We start from the raw sequence: 21,381 nt of genomic DNA on the forward strand, positions 1-21,381 counted from the left end.
GGGTGTTTTTTTGTATCTGCCGTTTGTGAAAGTGCCGGGCGAGATACCCGGCGTAATACCCTATCCCCGCCGCGCCAGCGTTTCCCCGTCTGAGAAATAGGCCCGAATACCCGCCAGAATCGACTCCGCCACTTCCTGCTGGAATTTAGCCGTCTTGAGCTTGCGTTCCTCTTGCACGTTACTGATAAACGCGGTTTCGACCAGAATGGACGGAATATCTGGCGCTTTCAGTACCGCAAATCCGGCCTGCTCGACGCTGTTTTTGTGCAGCTTGTTGACCCGGCCCAGTTTGCCCAGCACCGCTTTACCAAACTTCAGACTGTCGGTAATGGTCAGCGACTGCACCATATCAAACAGCGTATGGTCGACATAACGATCCCCGCTTTTGCTCACGCCACCGATTAAATCCGAGGCGTTCTGCGTGTCCGCCAGGTATCTCGCGGCGGTACTGGTCGCCCCTTTCGTTGACAGGGCAAACACCGACGATCCGCTCGGCTGGCGGCTGGTGAAGGCGTCCGCATGAATAGAGACAAACAGATCCGCGCGCTGCTTCTGCGCTTTCGCCACGCGGACCTTTAGCGGGATAAAGACATCTTCGTTGCGCGTCATGTAGGCGCGCATATTGCCCTCTTTGTCGATTAACGCCTTCAGACGACGGGCAATTTGCAGCACCACATCTTTTTCACGGGTGTGATATTTCCCAACGGCGCCGGAATCTTCTCCGCCGTGGCCAGGATCGAGCATGATCACAATCGGACGATCGCGCCCCGCCCTGCCCGGCTTAGGACCACTTTGCGCAGGTGGGACCTGCCGCTGGAGATCGCCTTTGTTGTAATCTTCAAGTAACGCCAGGAGCGGATCCTGAATATCCGTTGCATTCGCCGGATAGAGATCCATTACCAGGCGCTCCTTAAAGGCGGCAACAGGCGCAAGGGCAAAGAGCTGCGGTTTCACATTCTGCTTGAGCTCAAACACCATGCGCACGGTTTGCGGATCGAACTGCCCGACGCGCGCCGATTTGATAAAAGGATCGTCGCCACGGATCTGCGCCGCCATGCCTTTAAGCACGGAGTTGAGATTCACACCTTCGAGATCAACCACCACACGTTCAGGATTGCTGAGGGCAAATTGTTTGTATTTCAGCACGCGGTTGGACTCGACCGTCACGCGCGTATAGGTCGACGACGGCCAGACGCGCACCGCGACTACCTGGCTTGTGGCGGCAAGACCCACCTGGCTGACGCTAAGCAACCACATCGCCCCGGCCCCTTTTAACAGGCGGCGGCGGCTTATTGCTGAATTGGATCCCGACATGCTTCTCCCGAGCAAGAAATCTGATTGATGAACAAAACGCCCAAATTGACCGAAAACTTTAACGAATGACGCATAAACTGTCATCTATAAAAGGGTAAACAATCATACGTTAACGCACGGATTACTTATTATTTTCTGTGTGTCGGAGAAAATTTTGGCTTGCACACGCGGCCACAATCGAATAAAAATACATAAATAACGAATAAACATTCATTAAGGGTTGTGTCATGGTTAAGGAACGCAGAACCGAACTGGTCCAGGGATTCCGCCATTCTGTTCCCTATATCAACACCCATCGGGGCAAAACCTTTGTCATCATGCTTGGCGGTGAAGCCATTGAGCATGAGAACTTTTCCAGTATCGTCAATGATATCGGCCTGCTGCACAGCCTCGGCATCCGTCTGGTGGTGGTGTATGGCGCACGTCCGCAAATCGAAGCCAACCTGGCCGCCCATCACCATGAGCCGATCTACCACAAACATACCCGCGTGACGGATGCGAAAACCCTCGAACTGGTCAAACAGGCGGCGGGTCTGTTGCAGCTCGATATCACCGCCCGCCTGTCGATGAGCCTGAGTAATACGCCGCTGCAGGGCGCGCACATCAACGTGGTGAGCGGCAACTTTATCATCGCTCAGCCGCTCGGCGTGGACGATGGCGTGGATTACTGCCACAGCGGCCGCATCCGGCGCATTGATGAAGAAGCCATTCACCGCCAGTTAGACAATGGCGCGATCGTCCTGATGGGACCCGTTGCCGTTTCCGTAACGGGTGAAAGTTTTAATCTGACCTCGGAAGAGATTGCCACCCAGCTGGCCATCAAGCTGAAAGCGGAAAAAATGATCGGCTTTTGCTCCTCACAGGGTGTCGTGAACGATGAGGGCGTGATTGTGCCAGAACTGTTTCCGAATGAAGCCCAGGCGCGCGTCGAAGCGCTGGAAGCACAAGGCGATTACTATTCCGGTACCGTGCGTTTTCTGCGCGGCGCCGTCAAAGCGTGCCGCAGCGGGGTACGCCGCAGCCACCTGATCAGCTATCAGGAAGACGGCGCGCTGTTGCAGGAACTGTTCTCCCGGGACGGGATCGGTACGCAGATCGTAATGGAGAGCGCCGAGCAGATCCGCCGTGCCACCATCAATGACATCGGCGGCATTCTGGAGCTGATCCGTCCGCTGGAACAACAGGGCATTCTGGTTCGCCGCTCCCGCGAGCAGCTGGAGATGGAGATCGACAAGTTCACCATCATCCAGCGAGATAACCTGACCATTGCCTGTGCGGCGCTTTATCCGTTCCCGGAAGAACAGATTGGCGAAATGGCGTGCGTTGCCGTGCACCCGGATTACCGTAGCTCCTCGCGGGGGGAACTGCTGCTTGAACGCGTGGCGGCACAGGCGCGCCAGATGGGTCTGAGCAAGCTGTTCGTGCTCACCACGCGCAGCATTCACTGGTTCCAGGAGCGCGGCTTCACGCCGGTGGATATTGATTCGCTGCCGGAAAGTAAGAAAGAGATGTACAACTACCAGCGCCGCTCGAAGGTGTTAATGGCGGACCTGGGATAACAATCACCCTCTCCTGTCGGAGAGGGTGATTACTCAGACAGATTCAAAAATCGCGCTTAATCCGCTTCTGCGCTCGGTGCGAGTGGCAATCGCCTGTCCCAGCACGCGTTCATCCGCATACAGCGACAGACGCTGGCGCGCACGGGTAACGGCGGTGTAGACCAACTCACGGGTTACGACCGGCGAAAGCTGTGTCGGCAGGATCAGCGCCGCATGGTTGAACTCTGAGCCCTGAGACTTGTGTACCGTCATCGCCCATGCCGTTTCATGCTCTGGCAGACGGCTGGGCTGGACGGACTTCACGCTGCCGTCCGGTAGCTGGAACCAGACGCGCAAACCGTTACCGCGATCGAGCGCAATACCGATATCCCCGTTGAACAGCCCCAGCGTACTGTCGTTGCGGGAGATCATCACTGGCCGGCCTTCATACCATCGCGAATGCTGCTGACGGTTAATTTTGCGTTTCTGCACGAGCAGCTGCTCCAGCCTGTCGTTCAGGCCCGCAACGCCGAACGGCCCTTCCCGCAATGCGCACAGAAGCTGGTATTCGCCAAATGCGGCAATGACCTGCCCGGGCTGACTGCGCTGCTGCACGCAGCTCAGAAAACGCTGGTATCCCTGGAGAGCCTCCTCAAGCATAGCCTGATACTCTTCCCCGCTTTGCAGCGATTTCTTTTCAATGTCAGTGAAGGAACCGTCAAACACCGTGCGCGTGGCGTGCCTGTCGCCACGGTTGACCGCCGCAGCCAGCTGGCCGATGCCGGAGTCGCTACCGAAACGGTAGCTTTTTTGCAGCAGGCACAGGCTGTCACGCAGTGCGCCTGCGACCGGCGAGTGATCGGGTTCAAGCGAGCAGCCGGTCAGGCGGGCAAGCTCCTGCGCCCGCGCGGCGGTATAACCGTAGCTGGCGTAGGTACAGATATCCCCCAGTACCGCCCCGGCTTCCACGGAGGCGAGCTGGTCGCGATCGCCCAGGAAAACCACGCGCGCATGCGGCGGCAGAGCATCGATCAGGCGCGACATCATGGTCAGGTCAATCATGGAGGCTTCATCCACCACCAGCACGTCCAGATGCAGCGGATTACCCGCATGGTAGCGCAGCCGCTGGCTACCCGGCTGCGCGCCGAGCAGACGGTGCAGGGTACTCGCTTCACCCGGGAAAAGCGCAAGCTGCTCCTGAGTGAGCGGCAGCTGTTGCATCGCACCGCCCAGTGATTCGGTCAGTCGCGCCGCTGCTTTCCCGGTGGGCGCCGCCAGACGAATACGACATCGCTGCTCGCCTGATAGCTGGATCAGGGCTGCCAGCAGCTTTGCGACGGTCGTGGTTTTCCCGGTCCCCGGGCCACCTGAAATCACCGAAATCCGCCGCGTCAGGGCGACGGCCGCCGCCACTTTCTGCCAGTCTGTAGGCTCACCGGAGTCAAACAGCCTGTCCAGTGTCTGGCGAAGCTGCGCTTCGTCGCAGGGAAGCGGCGCGTTGGTCTCACTAAAGAAACGCGCTACCGTCAGTTCGTTTCGCCACAGACGGTTCAGATATAAGCGCTCCCCCGTCAGGATCAGCGGCGCCTGGTTTTCTCCCGGCCCGACGGCCGACGATTCGCGCAAAATTTTCTGCCAGTCCACCCTCTCCCCCAGCAGCGCAAAGCAGGACTGGAGGACAGGCGGCATTTTCTCGTCAACAACCAGACGCGAGAGCGGCAGACACACATGCCCCTCTCCGGCGTCTTTACTCAATAGGGCAGCGGCAAGCATCACGGCGGGCTGGTCAGCGGCAATCATCATGGCAAACTGCACATCCAACTGACGCAGCACGCGTTGCTCTACCGCTTCCAGCAATAAGTCCTGCATCGTCATGCAATCTCCTCCGTGTTTGCTGCAAACAGGTTATCCATTTTATTAATCAATTCCGCATCCGGACGGGTGCTGAAGATCCCGGAGCGCGGATCGGCAGCGTCGACCCCGCGCAAGAAGAGGTAGATGACGCCACCAAAATGATCGTCGTAGCGGTAATCCGCAATACGGTGGCGCAAATAGCGGTGCAGCGCTAGCGTGTAGAGCTGATATTGCAGATCGTAGCGATGCATTTGCATGGCTGCCGCCATCGCCTGCTGGGTATAGGCTTCGCTGTTCTCGCCCAGCCAGTTCGATTTGTAATCCAGCAGGTAGTACCGTCCTTCGTGACGGAAGACCAGGTCGATAAAGCCTTTCAGCATGCCCTGCACTTGACGGAAGTTCAACGGCGGGCAACCGGCTGAGAGCGGATCGCACTGACGGATAAGCGCATCGAGCGCGTCGGCCTTAAGCGGGCCTGCGACAGGCAGATAAAACTCCATCTCAACCTGTTTATTTCTGGCCGTTAGCTGACGAAGAGCGAAGCCCTGCTCAGTCAGCGGTGCCTGCAAAATGGCGTTGATCCAGTCAGTGAGAACGGGCTGCCAGTGCGCGTCATAGCCCCCGCTCTGTAGCATCTTCAGCACCCACTCCTCACTGACAGGCTGAGTAAAATCAAGCTCTTCAAAGAGGCTGTGCAAAAAGGTGCCCGGCGACGCGCCGCGTGGGAACTGATGCGGAGTTAACGTCGGTTCAACCGGAATATCACCCACCCCTGCGGCATCCACGTCCAGCTTCGGCATGAGATCCAGCGCAATACTTTGCCCGTGCTGTTGCAGGCCAGAATAGCTGGTGACGCGCCAGTCGTCGGCAAGCACCCGCGTGATCTGGCGCGCATTAAGGTCGGTCGCGGGCTCTTGCGCCATTTGCCAGCGGCTATTGTCTGGCAGAGACGGGATATGCAGCGCGATATCGTCACCGCAGAGCGACTCAATGCAGAGGCGCAACCCCGCCGCATCTTTCGGCTCGCCACGCTGAATAAGCCGCCCTAACGCGCTTAAATGGAAATCGCTTTCCCCTGTTTTCTCCCCGCGACGGCGGAAAACCGGGGCGACGCCCAGGCTGCAATGCCAGACAGAACGGGTCAGCGCCACGTAAAGCAGGCGCAAATCCTCCGCCAGACGCTCCGCTTCTGCCAGTTCAACGCTGGTCTCCGCCTTGCTGAGATCGAGCACCGCATCGAAAGTCTCGCGGTCATGGTAAAAGGCCTGATCCTGAACCCGGTAGTTCGCGATGAAAGGCAGCCAGACCAGCGGATATTCGAGACCTTTGGATTTGTGAATAGTGACGATTTGCACCAGATGCTTATCGCTCTCAAGACGCATCTGCTGGCTTGAAGAGTTACTGTTTGGATCCGCGATTTGCTGCGCCAGCCAGCGCACAAGGGCATGTTCACTTTCAAGCTGGGTACCCGCTTCCTGTAACAGTTCGCTGATGTGTAAAATATCGGTCAGACGCCTTTCACCGCCGGATGTCGCCAGCATATTTTCGGCAATCTGACGCCGTGTCATCAGCTCGCGCAGCATCGCCATGACGCCGCGCTTTTGCCAGCGTTCACGGTAATGGACAAACTCTTCTACCACCGCATCCCATGCGTTTTCGTCATGGTTGAGTTCATCAATATCCCGTGCGTTCAACCCCAGCATAGAACTGGCCAGCGCGCTTCGAAGCGTATTTTCGCGCTCCGGCGCCAGCACCGCCTGAAGCAACCAGAGCATTTCCTGGGCTTCCAGCGTGTCGAACACGCTGTCGCGGTTAGAGAGATACACTGACGGAATATCCAGCAACGTTAGCGCATCGCGGATTAACGCCGCTTCCTGACGACTGCGCACCAGCACGGTAATATCAGAGGCCTTTACAGGATATGCCTGTTCCCCCTTCCACAGTAGTGCCTCGCCGCGCGCGCCTGCGCTTAGCCAGTCACGGATTTGCGCGGCGCAGTGCTGGGCCATCGCCGCCTGATAATCGGCAACGCCATAGCCTTCCCCCTCAAGCAGCCAGAAGGTCATGGCGGGTTGTACCGCACCGCTGACTTCGTAGCGCAGGGATGCGTTTTTTGGGGCGGATTTCACCGGCAGGAAAGGGATTTCATTGAACATAAACGCCGTCTCCATACGGCTGAACAGCGCATTGACGCTCTCAACCATCCCCGGAGCGGAGCGCCAGTTGGTATCTAACGTGTAATGCGCGACCACCTCACTACGGGCTTTCATATAGGTGAAGATATCTGCCCCACGGAAGGCGTAAATGGCCTGTTTAGGGTCGCCTATCAGCAGCAGGGCAGTGTCGGGCTGCTGTCGCCAGATGCGGCGAAAAATGCGGTACTGCTGGGGGTCGGTGTCCTGAAATTCGTCAATCATCGCCACCGGAAAACGGGTACGGATCGCGCTGGCGAGCGCTTCACCATTCTCGCTGGACAGGGCTTCGTCCAGGCGGCTCAGCATGTCATCAAACCCCAGCTCGCCCCGGCGACGTTTTTCGCGCGCGACGGCCTGGCGGATCTCCGTCATGGCGCGGGTGATCATCAGGTCATTGAGCGTTAATGGCTCCGCAAGCAACGCTTCAATCGCCACAAACAGGGGATGCTCAGGCACAATACCGTCGGCTTTGGTTCGCTCGGTCAAAAAGCGCTGTGAAAATTTTTCCAGTGCGTCCGGAAGCTGGTAACCCCGCGTCTCCTCCTGGGCCCAGGCGCTGATCTTTTCGATCCACTTCCCCTGGTTCCCACGGTTGAACTTGCGTCTGTCGATGCCTGAGTTTTCGATGATTGCATCAATTTCACCAACCGACTCATTCCATTTCTGCTTAAGCGCGGTAATTTTGGCGACGATCTTTTCATGGCGCGAGGCCAGCGTTTCATCGGCAGGCGGAGGAGATTTAATGACCGGCGCTTCGCCTTGCAGGTAACGGTCGATGGCGCGAAGAAGCTCTTCCGGACCTTTCCACAGGGCGTGAACCGCTTCAGCAATGTCGCGCTGCAACGGATAACAGTGACGACGCCAGAAATCCGCACAGGCCTGATAGCGAAGCTCGGATTCATCTTCAATAAGCTGCTGCTCAAAGAGCATGCCGGATTCAAACGCATTCAGGCTCAGCATGCGCTGACAAAAACCGTGAATGGTGAAGACGGACGCTTCATCCATTTGCCGTTCGGCCAGCAGCAGCCATTGCGCAGCCTGTTGCTTATCCGCAATCTCGTCCAGCAGGCTCGCATAGAGGGGGTTATCCGTCGTCTGACGCAGACAGGCGATGCGCAGCTCATGAATGTTGCTGCGAATACGGCCACGCAGCTCGGCAGTGGCCGCTTCGGTGAAGGTTACCACCAGCAGCTCTTCCACGCTTAACGGGCGCGAAAAAGCGGCGTTGCCGCCGAGCCCCAACAGCAGACGCAGATAGAGCGCGGCGATGGTATAGGTTTTTCCCGTTCCCGCTGAGGCTTCAATCAGTCGCTCACCCTGTAGAGGTAAACTTAGGGGATCAAGCGGCTCAGCGGTATGGGTCATTCTTTCTTACTCCAGGGCATAGTTTGTTGCAGCGCGCTGACGCTCTTCCAGACGGTCCACTCTTTTGATTTTACGTAGTCCGTTTTCCCGTTCTGGCTGCCAGAAACCTGAGACAGGATGGCCATACCCTGCGGTTTAACTACCGCCTGATGGAAGAAATCGGCAACTTTTTGTGGCGTCAGCTGTTTTATTTCGGCCACTATTTTATCACGCGAATCAAATTTCATATTACCGCGATCAAAATCTTTGCTCAGCTGCGAGGCCTCTTCACCCAGCGTCTGCGGCGGTTGCATCACCTGGGCGATAACCGCCTGCTGGATCTGGGCAAACTCTTCCGGCTTCATGGCGCGCAGTTTTGCTTCCGCCTGCGGGAAGAATGCCTGATAACGTTGCCACAGGTAAGCAGGTTGTTTGTCGCTGCTTTGCAGAAGGAAGCCCAACCCCCACTGACGGCCCACATTCATCGAGAAAGCGAATACCGCATAACCCAGCTGCTCTTCGGTGCGCAGCTGGTTGTAAAACCACGGCTGAATAATTTGACCGAGCACCGCACTCTGGGCAGAGCTGGTAAATTCGTCATATCCGACAGGGACAAACACCGCGGCCAGCGCGGAATCCGTGCTGCTTCCCGCTTTTTCGAAGATCGCATTCTGCTTTTTCTCTACCAGCACATCCTGGTTACGGCACCACTCATCGCCTTTTGAACCCAGTTGCGCACGCACGTTTTGTGCCAGCGTTTTAGCCTGATCTTCGCTCATGTTCCCTACAACCAGGAACTCCGGACGGGTATTGGTTTTCAGCGAATCACGGTAAGCCAGCACCTCTTTTAAGGTGACTGAGGGCAATAACGCGCGGCGATCTTCGCGCTGGAAATAAGGAATTTGGGACAACATCTGTGCTGGCATAATCGCCTGATCGTAGGCTTTACCCTTCTCGGCAGACTCCATCATCTGGGCATACCAGGACTTAGCCTGCTCGAGCTGTTCTTCCGTAGGCGTATAGCTGAAATAACCGTCCAGCAGCGCCTGGAACAGCTGCGGCAAACGCTGGGTATAGCCGTTGGCATTCACCATCAGACCGTTATTGGCATTGGTGGAGAAACTGATACCGCCAACGGCAGCCTGGTTGCTGAGCTGATCGAGGGCAATACCGGCCAGATAATCGTTAAGCGCAAACAGCACCTGATTTCTGGCGCTGTCCATTGCTTTAGGATTACGCAGCACTACGCTGACATCCGCTTTTGGCTCGTCGCCGAAATAGCGGCTTGGGGTGTAGACCACGCGCAGCGTCGGCTCATCAACAATCAGCTCCGGATGCGGATAGGCCTTTGCGGGTTTGATCAGCGAGAAATCGTCCGGGATGTAGGGGTTAAGCTCCGGTAACTTCAGCGCAATTTCCCCCGCCTTTTTCTGCCAGCCCGCGAAGGTCTGTTCGCTGATTTTTTCAACCTGATACGGGGCATCAACGAAGTAGGCCATTTTGTTATGCGGTTCGTTCGGGCTGATATACCAGACGCGGGCATTCTGCGGAGTCATCATCGCCAGACGCGCTTTGAGCGCCCCGGCGTCATACTGATCGGCAATATTTACCGCATCCAGCGTATGTTCCACCGGCACGCGGATCATGGTATCTGCCAGCCACTCGACGTAGTCCATATCACGCGTAATAGAGGGATAGCGGAAATCGAGATCCAGCACGTGCGCCAGCTCGTCGAAGTAGCGTTTATCGACGCCTTTGTCGCGCAGCAGAGAGAGATAACTGAAAATGGCCGCAACGACGTCGTCACGGTGAGCCAGCCCTTTATCGGTCAGCGTCGCGGAGATGGCCAGCACGCCGCTATTCCCGTTTACGACGGGATCGGAGTCAGCGCGAATACCTTCCACCAGCCCCTGCTTTTGCAGCCAGTCGGAGAGCGTACCCGGGCTGCGGTTACCGATAAGATAAGTCACCAGCTCGTCGGTTTTGCTGCGGAACTGCGCCGTGTTGTTATCAATACGGAATTCAACGCGTAACACCTTGCGCGGCAAGGCCGGCACATAGTGAATAACAATGCCTTTTTGCGCGTCCGTGACAGCCGGCACGTTAATCTGCGGCAGATCGATATTTTTATTTGGCACCCTGCCATAGGTCTGCGCAGCCATTTTTGCCAGCGTCGGCAACGGTTTATTGCTGTAGATAACCGCTTTCATCAGATTGGCGGAATAGTATTTTTCACGAAACGCATGCAGCGCATCGAGCACCGGGCTACCCGGCTTGTCGCTCAGCGTTTCAAGGTTGCCGCCTGAGAAGCGCGAACCCGGGTGCGCCGGATTGATGGTTTCAGCGCTAACCTGCGCCATGCGCATACCGTCTCGCGTGCGCGCCATCGTAAGTTCGGCGTTTACGGCGTTGCGTTCCCGGTCAGCATATTTTTTATCCAGCAGCGGTGCGGCGATGGCATCCGCCAGACGGTCCACCGCCCCGTCAAGCGCATCATTTTCCACTTCCAGGTAAAACGCGGTACGATACGGCGCAGTGCTGGCGTTGTGGCTGCCGCCATGCATTTTCAGAAATTCGGACAGGCTGTCAGGCTGTGGGTATTTTTTAGACCCCATCAGCGTCATGTGCTCAAGGTAGTGCGCCAGTCCCGGATGGGCGTCAGGATCTTCCAGCGATCCGACCGGCACAACCAGTGCAGAGAGCGATTTAACCGCCTGAGGATCAGAAACCAGCAGCACGGTCATCCCGTTATCAAGACGAATCGCCTGATACTGACGGGTGTCCTTATCGCTCTTACGGATTGTTTCCTGGACAGGTTGCCAACCGGAATCGGCCTGAGTGACGGGAGCCCAAAGGGCGATAAACAAAACAAACGCTTTGAACAAGGTGCTGCCTGGCATTACGACCTCTTTATCACGGCTACATCATTAACAACGTGCGTGCTGGACACGCCAGCATCTCTTTCTTTGGGTACATCAGTCCGTGATAAGAGGTGCATCATAAATGAACACCCCGTGCTGTGCAATTTTTATACAGCACTCAGGACTGCTTAAATTTGAACAACGGTAACAGGTAGCGTTGCGCCTCTTCCGTGATAATGTCGAAATATTCTGGCTCCAGCGTTCGCCATAAACGTTGATACCAGACATCGTCGCCCTCGCCACGTACCATCATGTTCCCTTCGTAGGCCTGCAAAAACTTGCTGCGCGCTTTCTGGAGCGAAGCCTCATCCGTTAACATGGCATCATTCTGCGCGTCGTAACAGGCTTTTATCCATGCCCCCCCACTTTCAGGCAGCAAAAGCAGAGGCTTGTTCATGCCCTGACGATAACCTTCAATATAAAGCGACAGATACGTCAACGCCTGCTCAGGCTCCATCGGCGGGAAGCGCCACTCGCCGTCCTTACGTACAAACAACCGGCTTTCGCCTTCGTGACCGCTCGCACTGTAGACAAGATGTTCGAGCCAGAGTTGCAGGCCATGTGAAACGCTGAGCATAGATGGGCGCCAGCGTAGCAGCCCGTCAGACTGCACGTGCGTGAGCCAGCCGCTGAGGTGCATACCGTTACAATCGAGATCAATTTCAATGCTGCTCGCCGGTTGCCGACACGCGATAACCCGGTCAGCAAGCGCTTGCATCTCCTCACACTGGGCATCCCAGACGATTTCGCCGAACGCACCATACGGCAGTAATCCCGACGCCCTGTAACGTCGGAACAGTTTACTGGCGTCTTCTTCGTCAACCAGCGCATTCAAAAGCTGGGAATTAAGCTTAAAACGCTCCAGTCCATCAAGAATAAACGGTTCCGCATCAGGGATTTCGCTCTCTTCCGAGCGGAAGTTCACCTGCAAGCGTTGCTGGAAAAAAGCCCGAACCGGATGGGCCCAAAAGCGCTGCAGCTGCTCAAACGTAAGGGTGTCTATGGCGCGCGGTTCGAGCGCCTGAATGAAATCGGTTTGCGGTGTGCCCGCGTTCTTCGCAGCGGGAAGCCACTCGCGGGCGTAGCTTTGCAGTTCATCAGGAACGTAATTGACAGGATCAAACGGCATACGGCTATGGTGACAGGTAATATGCGCTTTCACCCGACGTTCGCTTTCGTCGCAGTTACAGGCCTCATCGCCCGGCAGATAGTGACTCTGCCCGATGTAGTCCACCAGCTCCTGCAGCAGCACGGACGGGAAACGCTCGCTGTTGTCCTGAATTGAACGGCCGATATAGCTGATATAAAGCCTGCTTTGCGCAGACATCAGCGCCTCAAGGAAGAGATAACGGTCATCATCGCGGCGGCTGCGGTCGCCCCGCTTCGGCTGTGCGCTCATGAGATCAAAGCCAAGGGGTGGCAGCGCACGTGGATAAATACCGTCGTTCATGCCAAGCAGACAGACTACTTTGAACGGGATTGAACGCATCGGCATCAGGGTGCAGATATTCACCGGCCCAGCAAGGAAGCGCTGGCTGATGCGCTCCTGATCGAGACGTTGCGTCAGCTCATCACGCAGAAGCGAAAGGGGAACCGCCTCGTGATAGTGCGAATTAACCCCCTCATCAACGATGGCCTGCCACTGCTTCTCGATAAGCGCCATGGCGGCTTCCGTTTCGCTGTCCGGCAGGAAGAAGTCATTTAGCATTTCGCGGCAAATCGGCAGCCACTCTTCGAGTGGACGGGGCTGCATCAATGCACGGCGCCAGCGGTTGAGCTGCATCAGCAGCGAGGCTAAGTGACCAACCAGTTCCGCAATTAACCCACTGGACTCATCGTACGGCAGCACGTCATTCCATTCGCCGTGGATGCTCTCCATCGCATACCCCAGCAGCATACGCGTCAGGCCAAACTGCCAGGTATGCTGGCCAGTCGCGGGCAGCTCAAACTCCTGGACGTTATCATCGTCGATTCCCCAGCGGACGCCGGATTCGTTGACCCACTGGCGCAGGTAGCGCAAGCCCTCTTCGTTAATGCTGAAGCGTGCGGCCAGAACAGGCACATCCAGTAATGCCAGCACATCCTCAGAGATAAACCGGCTATCAGGCAGCGAAAGCAGGCTGATAAAGGCCTGTAGCGCCGGGTGTGACTGACGAGCACGGCGGTCAGAGATCGCGTAGGGAAGATAGCGGTCGCCCGTTGCGCTGCCAAATACAGCCTGAATAAACGGGCTGTAGCTGTCGATATCCGCCACCATCACCACGATATCGCGGGGTGTCAGGGTTGGGTCGTCCTGCAACATGGCCAACAGGCGGTCATGAAGAATTTCAACTTCACGCTGTGGGCTGTGGCAAACGTGGATCGCGATACTGCGATCGTCAGGATCCAGTTTTCGCTTCTTATCGCTTCGCGCAAACTCCTCGGCAGTGATCCCGGCCACGGCACGGTTTTCTAAATCCAGAATATCAAGCTGAATATTGTGCAGCAGGCTGTCCGGCGTAATATCCGCAAACGCGTCCACGTCCCCCTCTCCCGAGGAGGTGATATCTGAAAGCAGATAAATATAGTCGCGCCCCAGCTTGCCCCACGAGGCAAGTAGCGGGTTCGGCAGGTTCTGAATCCCCTCTTCATCGAAAAGCTGCGCCGCGTTTTCAGTGTCTTTAAACAGCGGCACGGCGCGTTCCTCAAAGAGGCGTTTACGCTGGCGGGTGACCAGCCGTGAAAGCCAGCGCGGATCCTGAATATCTCCCCAATAGTGCCGACATGGGTTGGTAAAGAGGATATGGATATCAATGTGCTTACCGAGCGCTTTTAGCGCGTTCAGGTAGACAGGCGGCAGCGCGGAGATACCGCAAATGAACACGCGTGACGGCAAACGGGCTGGCCGTTCTGCGGTGTTCTCAAGTGTTGAGATAAAGCGATCGTACAAGTTAGCACGGTGCCATTTAGGCTGACCGAGCTGCCCGGTATGCTCGACCAGCGCTTTCCAGAGCGGCGCCTGCCAGATTTGCGCTTCCGGTAACCCATCGACTAATTCTCCCGCTTCCCAGCGAATCAGCCATTCTGCGCGGTAAACCAGATACTGGTCATAGAGGTCAGCAGTGCGTGAGGCCAGCTGAAAAAGTTTGCGCTTGTCGGTGTCGTCATTCAGATAGTGGCGCAGCATGGCGAACTCATCATGCGCCAGCATGTCCGGCAGCAGCGTCATCAGTTTCCAGGCCATGCTTTGTTTGTTGAAGGCACTCTGCTCAGGAATATCCGGCAGGACGCGTACAAACATCTCCCAGATAAAGCTCGCGGGCAGCGGAAAATCGATATTCGCCGCAATGCCAAACTTCTGCGAAAGGGACATTTGTAGCCACTGCGCCATACCGGTGCTCTGCACCAGCACCATTTCTGGCTCAAACGGATCGTCAAGACGCTCTTGCTCAACGATATACTCCATCAGTGCTTCCAGCACATCCAGACGATTTGAGTGGTAAACCCTTAGCATAAACGCTCCCGACTAGCGGCTAACCGGGCAATGCAGACGCGTCAACGCGCCCTGCCGCCCCAGAGGAGAAATAAGTGTGACCGTGATGCTGACACATCCGGACTGTGTTGTCTGCCCCCGACTGACCTGCCAGCCCGGCGGGAGCGTTAATGTTGAGATCTGCGACTGATTCCACGCATGATGCCATAGCTGGCGATACTGGCTAAGCGCCGCATACCGGGCTGCCAGCGCGCGATGATATCCGGATAACGCCGTCACAACCACAACCAGCAACATCATTGCCAGCAAAACCTCAACCATGCTAAATCCTTTTTGTCTGCTCAGGGTAACTGACATAGCGCACTTTCCTTAAGGGGGCAGAAGTCGCTCCAGCCGTGGGCAGAAAAGCGTATCTGTCCTTCCGCGATATCCCCGCCTCGCCATAGCAACAGATCGTCATTTCCGACAATAAGCAAAACACGCTCCTCAAACAGCCTTACACAGACCCTCAGACCTTGTGTCAGTTTGCACTGAACCTCTGGCTGTAAAGCCCAGTCCTGAACGCGTCCCCACTCCAGTGCAGATTGCAAGGCAGCCTGCTGGCGAACAGACAAACTCTCGCCATTCACCAACGTACTAAAGGTTTGCAACTGCTGGTTTAATCCGGTGAGGATCAGCGTGCCGAGCACCAGCAATAGCAGGACCAGCGCCAGCGATGACATGCCCCGCTGACGATTCACAGATTAAACCCCGTTACGGTGTGGCGAGCCGAAAAGGGTGCGGTCAGTTCACCTTTGCGGCGGGCACGCAGCTCGATACTGATGACCGGCGCAAAGCCAGCACGATCGGTTTTAGTGACCATAAACTGCTCTATCAGGACCCGATCCGGGTCAGTGAGCTTATCCCATCCCTTACCTTCACAGGATGTCGCGCCCCGCAGCGTTTCGAGCGTTCCGGCTTCAAGCCGAAATCCCGTGCTGTCATTTTCTGACGCGGTGCTATCCCACTGGCCGTTGCTGTTTGCATCCCATTGCACAATCGCACATCGTCCTTGCCTGCCGATGATCACCCCCTGCCCCTGGCAATACCCTGCACAGTATCCTGCTCGCTGGAGCTGTTTACCCATCGCAAGCAGACGTTGCCACACCTCATCTTCCAGCTCCCGTTGCCCGGATTGCAGTAAAACACCCTGCTGTAGCCCCGGTAAAAAACGTGACGTGCTGAGTAACAGAATACTGCTTATCGTCATCGCAATCAGGACCTCCAGAAGGGAGAACCCTTTTTGTTTTACTGGCATAGACTTTCTCCTGCGGCATTACACAGCCTGATACGTCCGCCATTTGAGACAATAACCCACCACGCACCGGCGCGGCTCTGCACGCGAATATGTCCGGCCCATGCGGTATCCCTTAAGCCGTAAAATCCCAGCCCCGGTGTTATGTCGCTTATTGTGACCCCGGGCCACATCGGCTTCATCACGTACGGGCTGCCGCTGTCACAACCTGCAGCCGCTGAACTCACCAGACAGTCCCTTTCACCGTCTTTATGCAGCGCGATCCTGTGCTCGCTGTTGTGACGATTTGCGTCGTTTCGCAAGAACGCCAGGTAATCCCGCACCTGACAGGCTGTCTGCCAGAGCCGCTGCCGCTGTTGCCAGCTGTCCCAGCCATAAAGACCCGTCGCGCTGAGGATCACAACCAGCGAGATGGCGAAAAGGGTTTCGATAAGCGTAAAGCCATGTTCGTTTTTCATGGCGGAAGTGTGGCGGAATGGCAGAAAAGGCGCGAGCGTTAAACCAGAACATTACGAGCCGCTTTCCGGAGATTTTCACCCGTTGCAACGCGTTACATCGTCTCTGGATACAGGCTCGAAGAACAAAACGAGCGCGAAAAAAAACCGGCGCTAAAGAGCACCGGTTGTGTCAGGATTCGCCGTATCAGATGGCGACAGGGGCTTTGATGCCAGGATGCGGGTCGTAGCCTTCAATCTCGAAGTCATCAAAACGGTAATCGAAGATCGAGTCCGGTTTGCGTTTGATCACAAGCTTCGGCAATGCACGCGGTTCGCGCGTCAGCTGGAGATGAGTCTGTTCCATATGATTGCTGTAGAGGTGGGTATCACCGCCCGTCCAGACAAAATCGCCCACTTCAAGATCGCACTGCTGCGCCATCATGTGCACTAACAGCGCGTAGCTGGCGATGTTAAACGGCAGGCCGAGGAACACGTCGCAGGAGCGTTGATACAGCTGGCAGGAGAGTTTGCCGTCCGCCACGTAGAACTGGAAAAACGCGTGGCAAGGCGCCAGCGCCATTTTATCCAGTTCACCCACGTTCCAGGCAGAAACAATGATACGGCGCGAGTCCGGGTCATTTTTCAGCTGGTTCATGACGGTCGTGATCTGGTCGATATGGCGGCCGTCCGGGGTAGGCCACGCGCGCCATTGCTTGCCGTAAACCGGCCCCAGGTCTCCGTTCTCATCTGCCCACTCGTCCCAGATGGAGACATTGTTTTCATGCAGATAAGCAACGTTGGTATCGCCTTGCAGGAACCAGAGCAGTTCATGAATGATCGAGCGCAGATGGCAGCGCTTCGTCGTCACCAGAGGGAAGCCTTCTTGCAGATTGAAGCGCATCTGGTGGCCAAAAATGGAGAGCGTACCGGTGCCGGTGCGGTCGTTTTTCGGCGTGCCCTCGTCGAGCACTTTTTTCATCAATTCAAGATACTGTTTCATGATTCCTCAGGAAAGTTGTTGCTGTGGACGACGACGATACGCCCAAATCATCATAATGGCACCCGCGACAATCATCGGAATGGAGAGGATCTGCCCCATGCTGATGTACTGTACCCACTCGCCGGTAAACTGTGCATCCGGCTGGCGGAAGAACTCGACGATGATACGAAACGCGCCGTAGCCAATCAGGAACAGACCAGATACTGCCCCCATTGGGCGCGGTTTGCGGATATACAGATTCAGGATGATAAACAGCACCACACCTTCCAGCGCCAGCTCATAAAGCTGAGACATATGACGCGGCAGAACGCCGTAGGTATCGAAAATGGACTGCCACTCAGGATGCGAAGGCAGCAGCGCGATATCCTCTGCGCGGGAGCCCGGGAACAGCATGGTATAAGGCACGCTCGGATCGACACGCCCCCAGAGTTCACCGTTGATGAAGTTGCCCAGACGCCCTGCACCCAGCCCAAACGGGATTAATGGCGCAATAAAATCAGCCACCTGGAAGAAGTTACGTTTGGTGCGTTTGGCGAAGATCACCATCACGAGGATCACACCAATCAGTCCGCCGTGGAAGGACATGCCGCCGTCCCAGACGCGGAACAGATAGAGCGGGTCGTTCAGGAATACCGGGAAGTTGTAGAACAGGACATAGCCGATGCGCCCGCCCAGGAATACGCCAAGAAAGCCAGCATAAAGCAGGTTTTCCACTTCGTTCTTCGTCCAGCCGCTGCCCGGACGACTGGCGCGACGACCAGCAAGCCACATGGCAAAGACGAAGCCCACCAGGTACATCAGTCCGTACCAGTGAAGCGCTACAGGTCCTATTGAGAAAATAACCGGATCGAATTCCGGAAAATGCAGATAACCACTGTTCATCTGTCACCACAAGATGTTGTTATTCCGCTGAAAGTGGACAGCGGCTGAATTGCATTCCCGCCGTTGGCAGGTGCTCCAAAGTTGCGAATCATAGCATAAGGCAGGCGCGGAGGATGCGCCTGAGATGTAAAAGATGTGTATAGGGTTTTATGCGCGCTGTTCCCCCTCACCCCATTCCTCTTCCTCAAGGGAGAGGGGGTCGTCCGAGCAGTCATTATTTTGTGGGGATCAGCGGCCGCCGCGGATCAAACCGCCCATGCCGCGTCGCTCCATAAACGCCGCCACCTGATGGCGCACTTCGGCTGCCAGCTGTGCTTCCAGGCTACGCGCGGCCAGCTCATGCGCCTCATCTTGTTCGATGTGACGTAACAGGTATTTCACACGCGCAACGGAACGTCCGTTCATTGACAGGTGACGGAAACCGAGGCCAATCAGGATCGCCACGCACATCGGATCGCCGGCCATTTCGCCGCACAGGCGCAGGTCGATATTATGCTGCTCGGCTTCGCGGGCGATCATCGCCAGGGCACGAAGCATCGCCGGATGCAGGCTGTCGTAGATACTGGCCACGCGGGTATTGTTGCGATCGACCGCCAGAATGTATTGCGTTAAGTCGTTGGTACCAACGGAGATAAAATCAACGCGGGTTGCCAGCTGCGGTAACATAAAGACCATCGAAGGCACTTCCAGCATCACGCCAATACGGGGTTTAGGGATCGCGTAGCCGATCATCTCTTCCACTTCGCGCCCTGCACGTTCAATCAACCGCCGCGCTTCGTCGATCTCGTCAATACTGGTGACCATCGGCAGCAAAATGCTGAGATTCCCCGTGGCCGCGTTGGCACGCAGCATCGCACGAACCTGGATAAGGAAAATTTCCGGCTGATCGAGGGTAATGCGGATCCCACGCCAGCCGAGGCAGGGATTCTCTTCACTGATGGGCATATAGGGCAGTTGCTTATCCGCGCCGACGTCGAGGGTGCGCAACGTGACGGGTTTGTCGTTAAACATCTGCAACATGCCCTGATACTGCGCAACCTGCTCCTCTTCTGACGGGAAGCCGCTTTGCAGCATGAACGGTATTTCGGTGCGGTAGAGACCAATGCCATCGATGCGGCTGCCGAGCTTCTCTTCATGCTCGGGGCTTAACCCCGCGTTGAGCATCACCTTCACCCGCTCACCGCTCTTGAGCTGCGCGGGCAGGTTGACGTCATCTTCCGCCAGCTTGCTTAATTCATTCTCTTCGCTGATAAGACGCTGGTACTCCTGAAGGAGAACCGGCTCAGGATCCACCAGCAACTCACCGCGATATCCGTCCACCACCAGCGTACGGCGATGTAGTACGGAGGGCTGAATATCCGCCCCCATCACGGTCGGAATACCGAGCGCACGCACCATAATGGCGGCATGGGAGTTAGCTGCGCCATCGCGCACCACCACGCCCGCCAGCCTGTCCTGCGGTAATTCCGCCAGCGTCGTCGCCGAGAGTTCATCGGCCACCAGCACAAACCGGTTCGGCCAGGCATTCGCCCCCTGAATAGTATCATCGAGGTGGAACAGCAGACGTTGCCCAAGCGCGCGTAAATCGCCGGCGCGCTCTTTCAGATAGCCGTCAGTCAGTACCGCAAACTGCTCGGCAAATTTTTCAATGACCTTTTTAACCGCCCACTCTGCCACCGACCCCTTATCGACCTCGGCAAATAACTCACGACGCAAACGCGCATCGGAAAGCAGGTGTGAGTAGAGATCGAAAATGGCCGCCGTCTCTTTTTGCGCGCCAGCGGCAAAGCGTTTGCTGTAGCGACGAAACTCATTCGCCGCCTCTTCCAGCGCAGCGGTGAGCCGTTCGCGCTCAAGCGCCTCATCCAGCGTAGAGGCTTCGTAGACCTGCTCCATCAGCGGGAGCGTGGCATCCATCCAGCCTTCGGCAATAGCGACCCCCGGCGAGGCCGGAAGCGCGCGAATACGCGTATGACGATACTGACCAAAAAGGGCTGTCAGTTGGGACTGAGAGAGGATCGCCGCCATCTGCGTTGCGAGCGTGACGAGGAAGGACTCCTCGCTTTCATCGTACTGGCGCAGCTCGCGCTGCTGAACAACAAGCACGCCAAGCAGCTGGCGGCGCTGAATAATCGGTACGCCAAGAAACGCGCGGAAACGCTCTTCTTTGACGGAAGGGATATATTTGAAGCTGGGGTGTTTTTGCGCATCGGCAAGGTTGATTGGCTCCGCCAGTCGCCCGACCAGGCCAACAATACCTTCATCAAACGCGAGCGTGACGGTACGTCCCCGTGGTTTTTTTAATCCGCGGGTTGCCATAAGGTAGTAGCAACGTCGGTCATGGTCGGCCAGGTAGACCGAACAGACCTCTGTTTCCATCGCAAGACAGATGTCCGTCACCAGAATATTCAGCGCCTCGTTAAGGCGAGGCGCACTGGCGACCTTTTCAACTATTTCTCGCAAGCGGGTGAGCATGATTTGCGTAGCTTAACCTCTTTTACGTCGCCAGGCAGGTGCGCTCTGTGGCTTCGGAGTCGTCTCCTGAAGCTGCATCACGACACTTGCGAACTCTTTCATCACCCTACGGTATACATCGCGCTTGAATGACACGACCTGACGAACCGGATACCAGTAGCTTACCCAGCGCCAGCCATCAAACTCTGGCGTGCTGCTGGTTTGCATATTGATATCTGAATCGTTGCCCACCAACTGCAAAAGAAACCACTTCTGTTTCTGGCCGATACAAACCGGCTTTGTGTCCCAACGCACCAAACGTTTCGGTAACTTGTAACGCAACCAGTTGCGGGTCGAAGCCAGGATGCGAACATCTTTTCGGCTTAAACCCACCTCTTCAAACAGCTCCCGGTACATCGCTTGTTCTGGGGACTCTCCAGGATTGATCCCGCCTTGCGGGAACTGCCAGGAGTGCTGACCATATCGCCGGGCCCACATCACCTGGCCCAGACGATTACAAATTACTATTCCTACGTTTGGGCGGTAGCCATCGTCATCAATCACCGGACTACCCCAAACTAAATCTGATATATGAATGATTGTTTCACACTACAGGGAGGCGGTAAACCACTCTCTTACAGGCCTGCAACCTAATAACATTTGAATAACTCACAAT

General features: G+C 56.3%; 14 protein-coding genes. 1 reads left to right on the forward strand and 13 read right to left on the reverse strand.

Translation table 11 applies throughout. The annotated features are described in order from the left end of the window. Nucleotides 1-60: 60 nt before the first annotated feature. Complete coding sequence (gene amiC / locus CKK19_RS11855) at nt 61-1,314, reverse strand: N-acetylmuramoyl-L-alanine amidase AmiC (protein ID WP_022649226.1); 1,254 nt, start codon at nt 1,312-1,314, stop codon at nt 61-63. 227 nt (nt 1,315-1,541) lie between these two features. On the opposite strand from amiC, the gene argA reads away from it, so the two are divergent. Then, nucleotides 1,542-2,873 (forward strand): amino-acid N-acetyltransferase, encoded by a 1,332-nt coding sequence (gene argA / locus CKK19_RS11860; protein WP_022649227.1) that lies wholly within the window; start codon nt 1,542-1,544, stop codon nt 2,871-2,873. 33 nt (nt 2,874-2,906) lie between these two features. Here the strand turns inward: argA and recD are convergent, their stop codons facing one another. The 12 genes from recD to rppH form a co-directional block, all read right to left on the reverse strand. After that, entirely contained in the window at nt 2,907-4,727 is a 1,821-nt protein-coding gene (gene recD / locus CKK19_RS11865; protein ID WP_058676758.1) for an exodeoxyribonuclease V subunit alpha, read from the reverse strand. Beyond that, nucleotides 4,724-8,266, reverse strand: coding sequence for an exodeoxyribonuclease V subunit beta (gene recB / locus CKK19_RS11870; protein WP_063853195.1), 3,543 nt, complete (start codon nt 8,264-8,266; stop codon nt 4,724-4,726). The genes recD and recB overlap by 4 nt, the downstream gene beginning before the upstream one ends. Next, nucleotides 8,263-11,145, reverse strand: a complete 2,883-nt coding sequence (gene ptrA / locus CKK19_RS11875; protein ID WP_063853196.1) for a pitrilysin — start codon at nt 11,143-11,145, stop codon at nt 8,263-8,265. Before ptrA ends, recB begins: the two co-directional genes overlap by 4 nt. A 139-nt stretch (nt 11,146-11,284) precedes the next feature. Then, nucleotides 11,285-14,659 carry an exodeoxyribonuclease V subunit gamma gene (recC, locus tag CKK19_RS11880; RefSeq protein WP_022649231.1) on the reverse strand — a complete coding sequence of 1,125 codons (3,375 nt, stop codon included), beginning with the start codon at nt 14,657-14,659 and terminating at the stop codon, nt 11,285-11,287. A gap of 12 nt (nt 14,660-14,671) precedes the next feature. Further along, a complete protein-coding gene (locus CKK19_RS11885) occupies nt 14,672-14,995 on the reverse strand; it encodes a prepilin-type N-terminal cleavage/methylation domain-containing protein (protein ID WP_023298509.1) in 324 nt (107 codons plus the stop codon). Further along, entirely contained in the window at nt 14,980-15,378 is a 399-nt protein-coding gene (locus CKK19_RS11890) for a DUF2509 family protein (RefSeq protein ID WP_063853197.1), read from the reverse strand. The genes CKK19_RS11885 and CKK19_RS11890 overlap by 16 nt, the downstream gene beginning before the upstream one ends. Then, the gene (locus tag CKK19_RS11895) at nt 15,375-15,935 is read right to left on the reverse strand and encodes a prepilin peptidase-dependent protein (RefSeq protein WP_063853198.1); all 561 of its coding nucleotides are present in this window, start codon (nt 15,933-15,935) and stop codon (nt 15,375-15,377) included. The genes CKK19_RS11890 and CKK19_RS11895 overlap by 4 nt, the downstream gene beginning before the upstream one ends. Continuing rightward, a complete protein-coding gene (locus CKK19_RS11900) occupies nt 15,926-16,390 on the reverse strand; it encodes a prepilin peptidase-dependent protein (protein ID WP_063841212.1) in 465 nt (154 codons plus the stop codon). The genes CKK19_RS11895 and CKK19_RS11900 overlap by 10 nt, the downstream gene beginning before the upstream one ends. A 184-nt stretch (nt 16,391-16,574) precedes the next feature. Then, complete coding sequence (gene thyA / locus CKK19_RS11905) at nt 16,575-17,369, reverse strand: thymidylate synthase (protein ID WP_006811817.1); 795 nt, start codon at nt 17,367-17,369, stop codon at nt 16,575-16,577. A 6-nt stretch (nt 17,370-17,375) separates the two neighbouring features. Next, complete coding sequence (gene lgt / locus CKK19_RS11910) at nt 17,376-18,251, reverse strand: prolipoprotein diacylglyceryl transferase (RefSeq protein WP_063853199.1); 876 nt, start codon at nt 18,249-18,251, stop codon at nt 17,376-17,378. 228 nt (nt 18,252-18,479) lie between these two features. Further along, nucleotides 18,480-20,726: a phosphoenolpyruvate--protein phosphotransferase gene (gene ptsP, locus CKK19_RS11915; RefSeq protein ID WP_023306854.1), complete on the reverse strand. Its 2,247-nt coding sequence runs from the start codon at nt 20,724-20,726 to the stop codon at nt 18,480-18,482. 12 nt (nt 20,727-20,738) lie between these two features. Next, nucleotides 20,739-21,269, reverse strand: coding sequence for an RNA pyrophosphohydrolase (rppH, locus tag CKK19_RS11920; RefSeq protein WP_063853200.1), 531 nt, complete (start codon nt 21,267-21,269; stop codon nt 20,739-20,741). Nucleotides 21,270-21,381 lie beyond the last annotated feature (112 nt).

Source organism: Enterobacter sp. CCUG 70166, assembly GCF_020224095.1.
In the GTDB taxonomy this organism is placed as follows: domain Bacteria; phylum Pseudomonadota; class Gammaproteobacteria; order Enterobacterales; family Enterobacteriaceae; genus Enterobacter; species Enterobacter intestinihominis.

Excerpts from the sequence above, each read along its gene's own strand:
- amiC (WP_022649226.1), bottom strand. The coding sequence starts at position 1,314 with ATGTCGGGATCCAATTCAGCAATAAGCCGCCGCCGCCTGTTAAAAGGG.
- argA (WP_022649227.1), top strand. The coding sequence starts at position 1,542 with ATGGTTAAGGAACGCAGAACCGAACTGGTCCAGGGATTCCGCCATTCT.
- recD (WP_058676758.1), bottom strand. The coding sequence starts at position 4,727 with ATGACGATGCAGGACTTATTGCTGGAAGCGGTAGAGCAACGCGTGCTG.
- recB (WP_063853195.1), bottom strand. The coding sequence starts at position 8,266 with ATGACCCATACCGCTGAGCCGCTTGATCCCCTAAGTTTACCTCTACAG.
- ptrA (WP_063853196.1), bottom strand. The coding sequence starts at position 11,145 with ATGCCAGGCAGCACCTTGTTCAAAGCGTTTGTTTTGTTTATCGCCCTT.
- recC (WP_022649231.1), bottom strand. The coding sequence starts at position 14,659 with ATGCTAAGGGTTTACCACTCAAATCGTCTGGATGTGCTGGAAGCACTG.
- CKK19_RS11885 (WP_023298509.1), bottom strand. The coding sequence starts at position 14,995 with ATGTCAGTTACCCTGAGCAGACAAAAAGGATTTAGCATGGTTGAGGTT.
- CKK19_RS11895 (WP_063853198.1), bottom strand. The coding sequence starts at position 15,935 with ATGCCAGTAAAACAAAAAGGGTTCTCCCTTCTGGAGGTCCTGATTGCG.
- CKK19_RS11900 (WP_063841212.1), bottom strand. The coding sequence starts at position 16,390 with ATGAAAAACGAACATGGCTTTACGCTTATCGAAACCCTTTTCGCCATC.
- thyA (WP_006811817.1), bottom strand. The coding sequence starts at position 17,369 with ATGAAACAGTATCTTGAATTGATGAAAAAAGTGCTCGACGAGGGCACG.
- lgt (WP_063853199.1), bottom strand. The coding sequence starts at position 18,251 with ATGAACAGTGGTTATCTGCATTTTCCGGAATTCGATCCGGTTATTTTC.
- ptsP (WP_023306854.1), bottom strand. The coding sequence starts at position 20,726 with ATGCTCACCCGCTTGCGAGAAATAGTTGAAAAGGTCGCCAGTGCGCCT.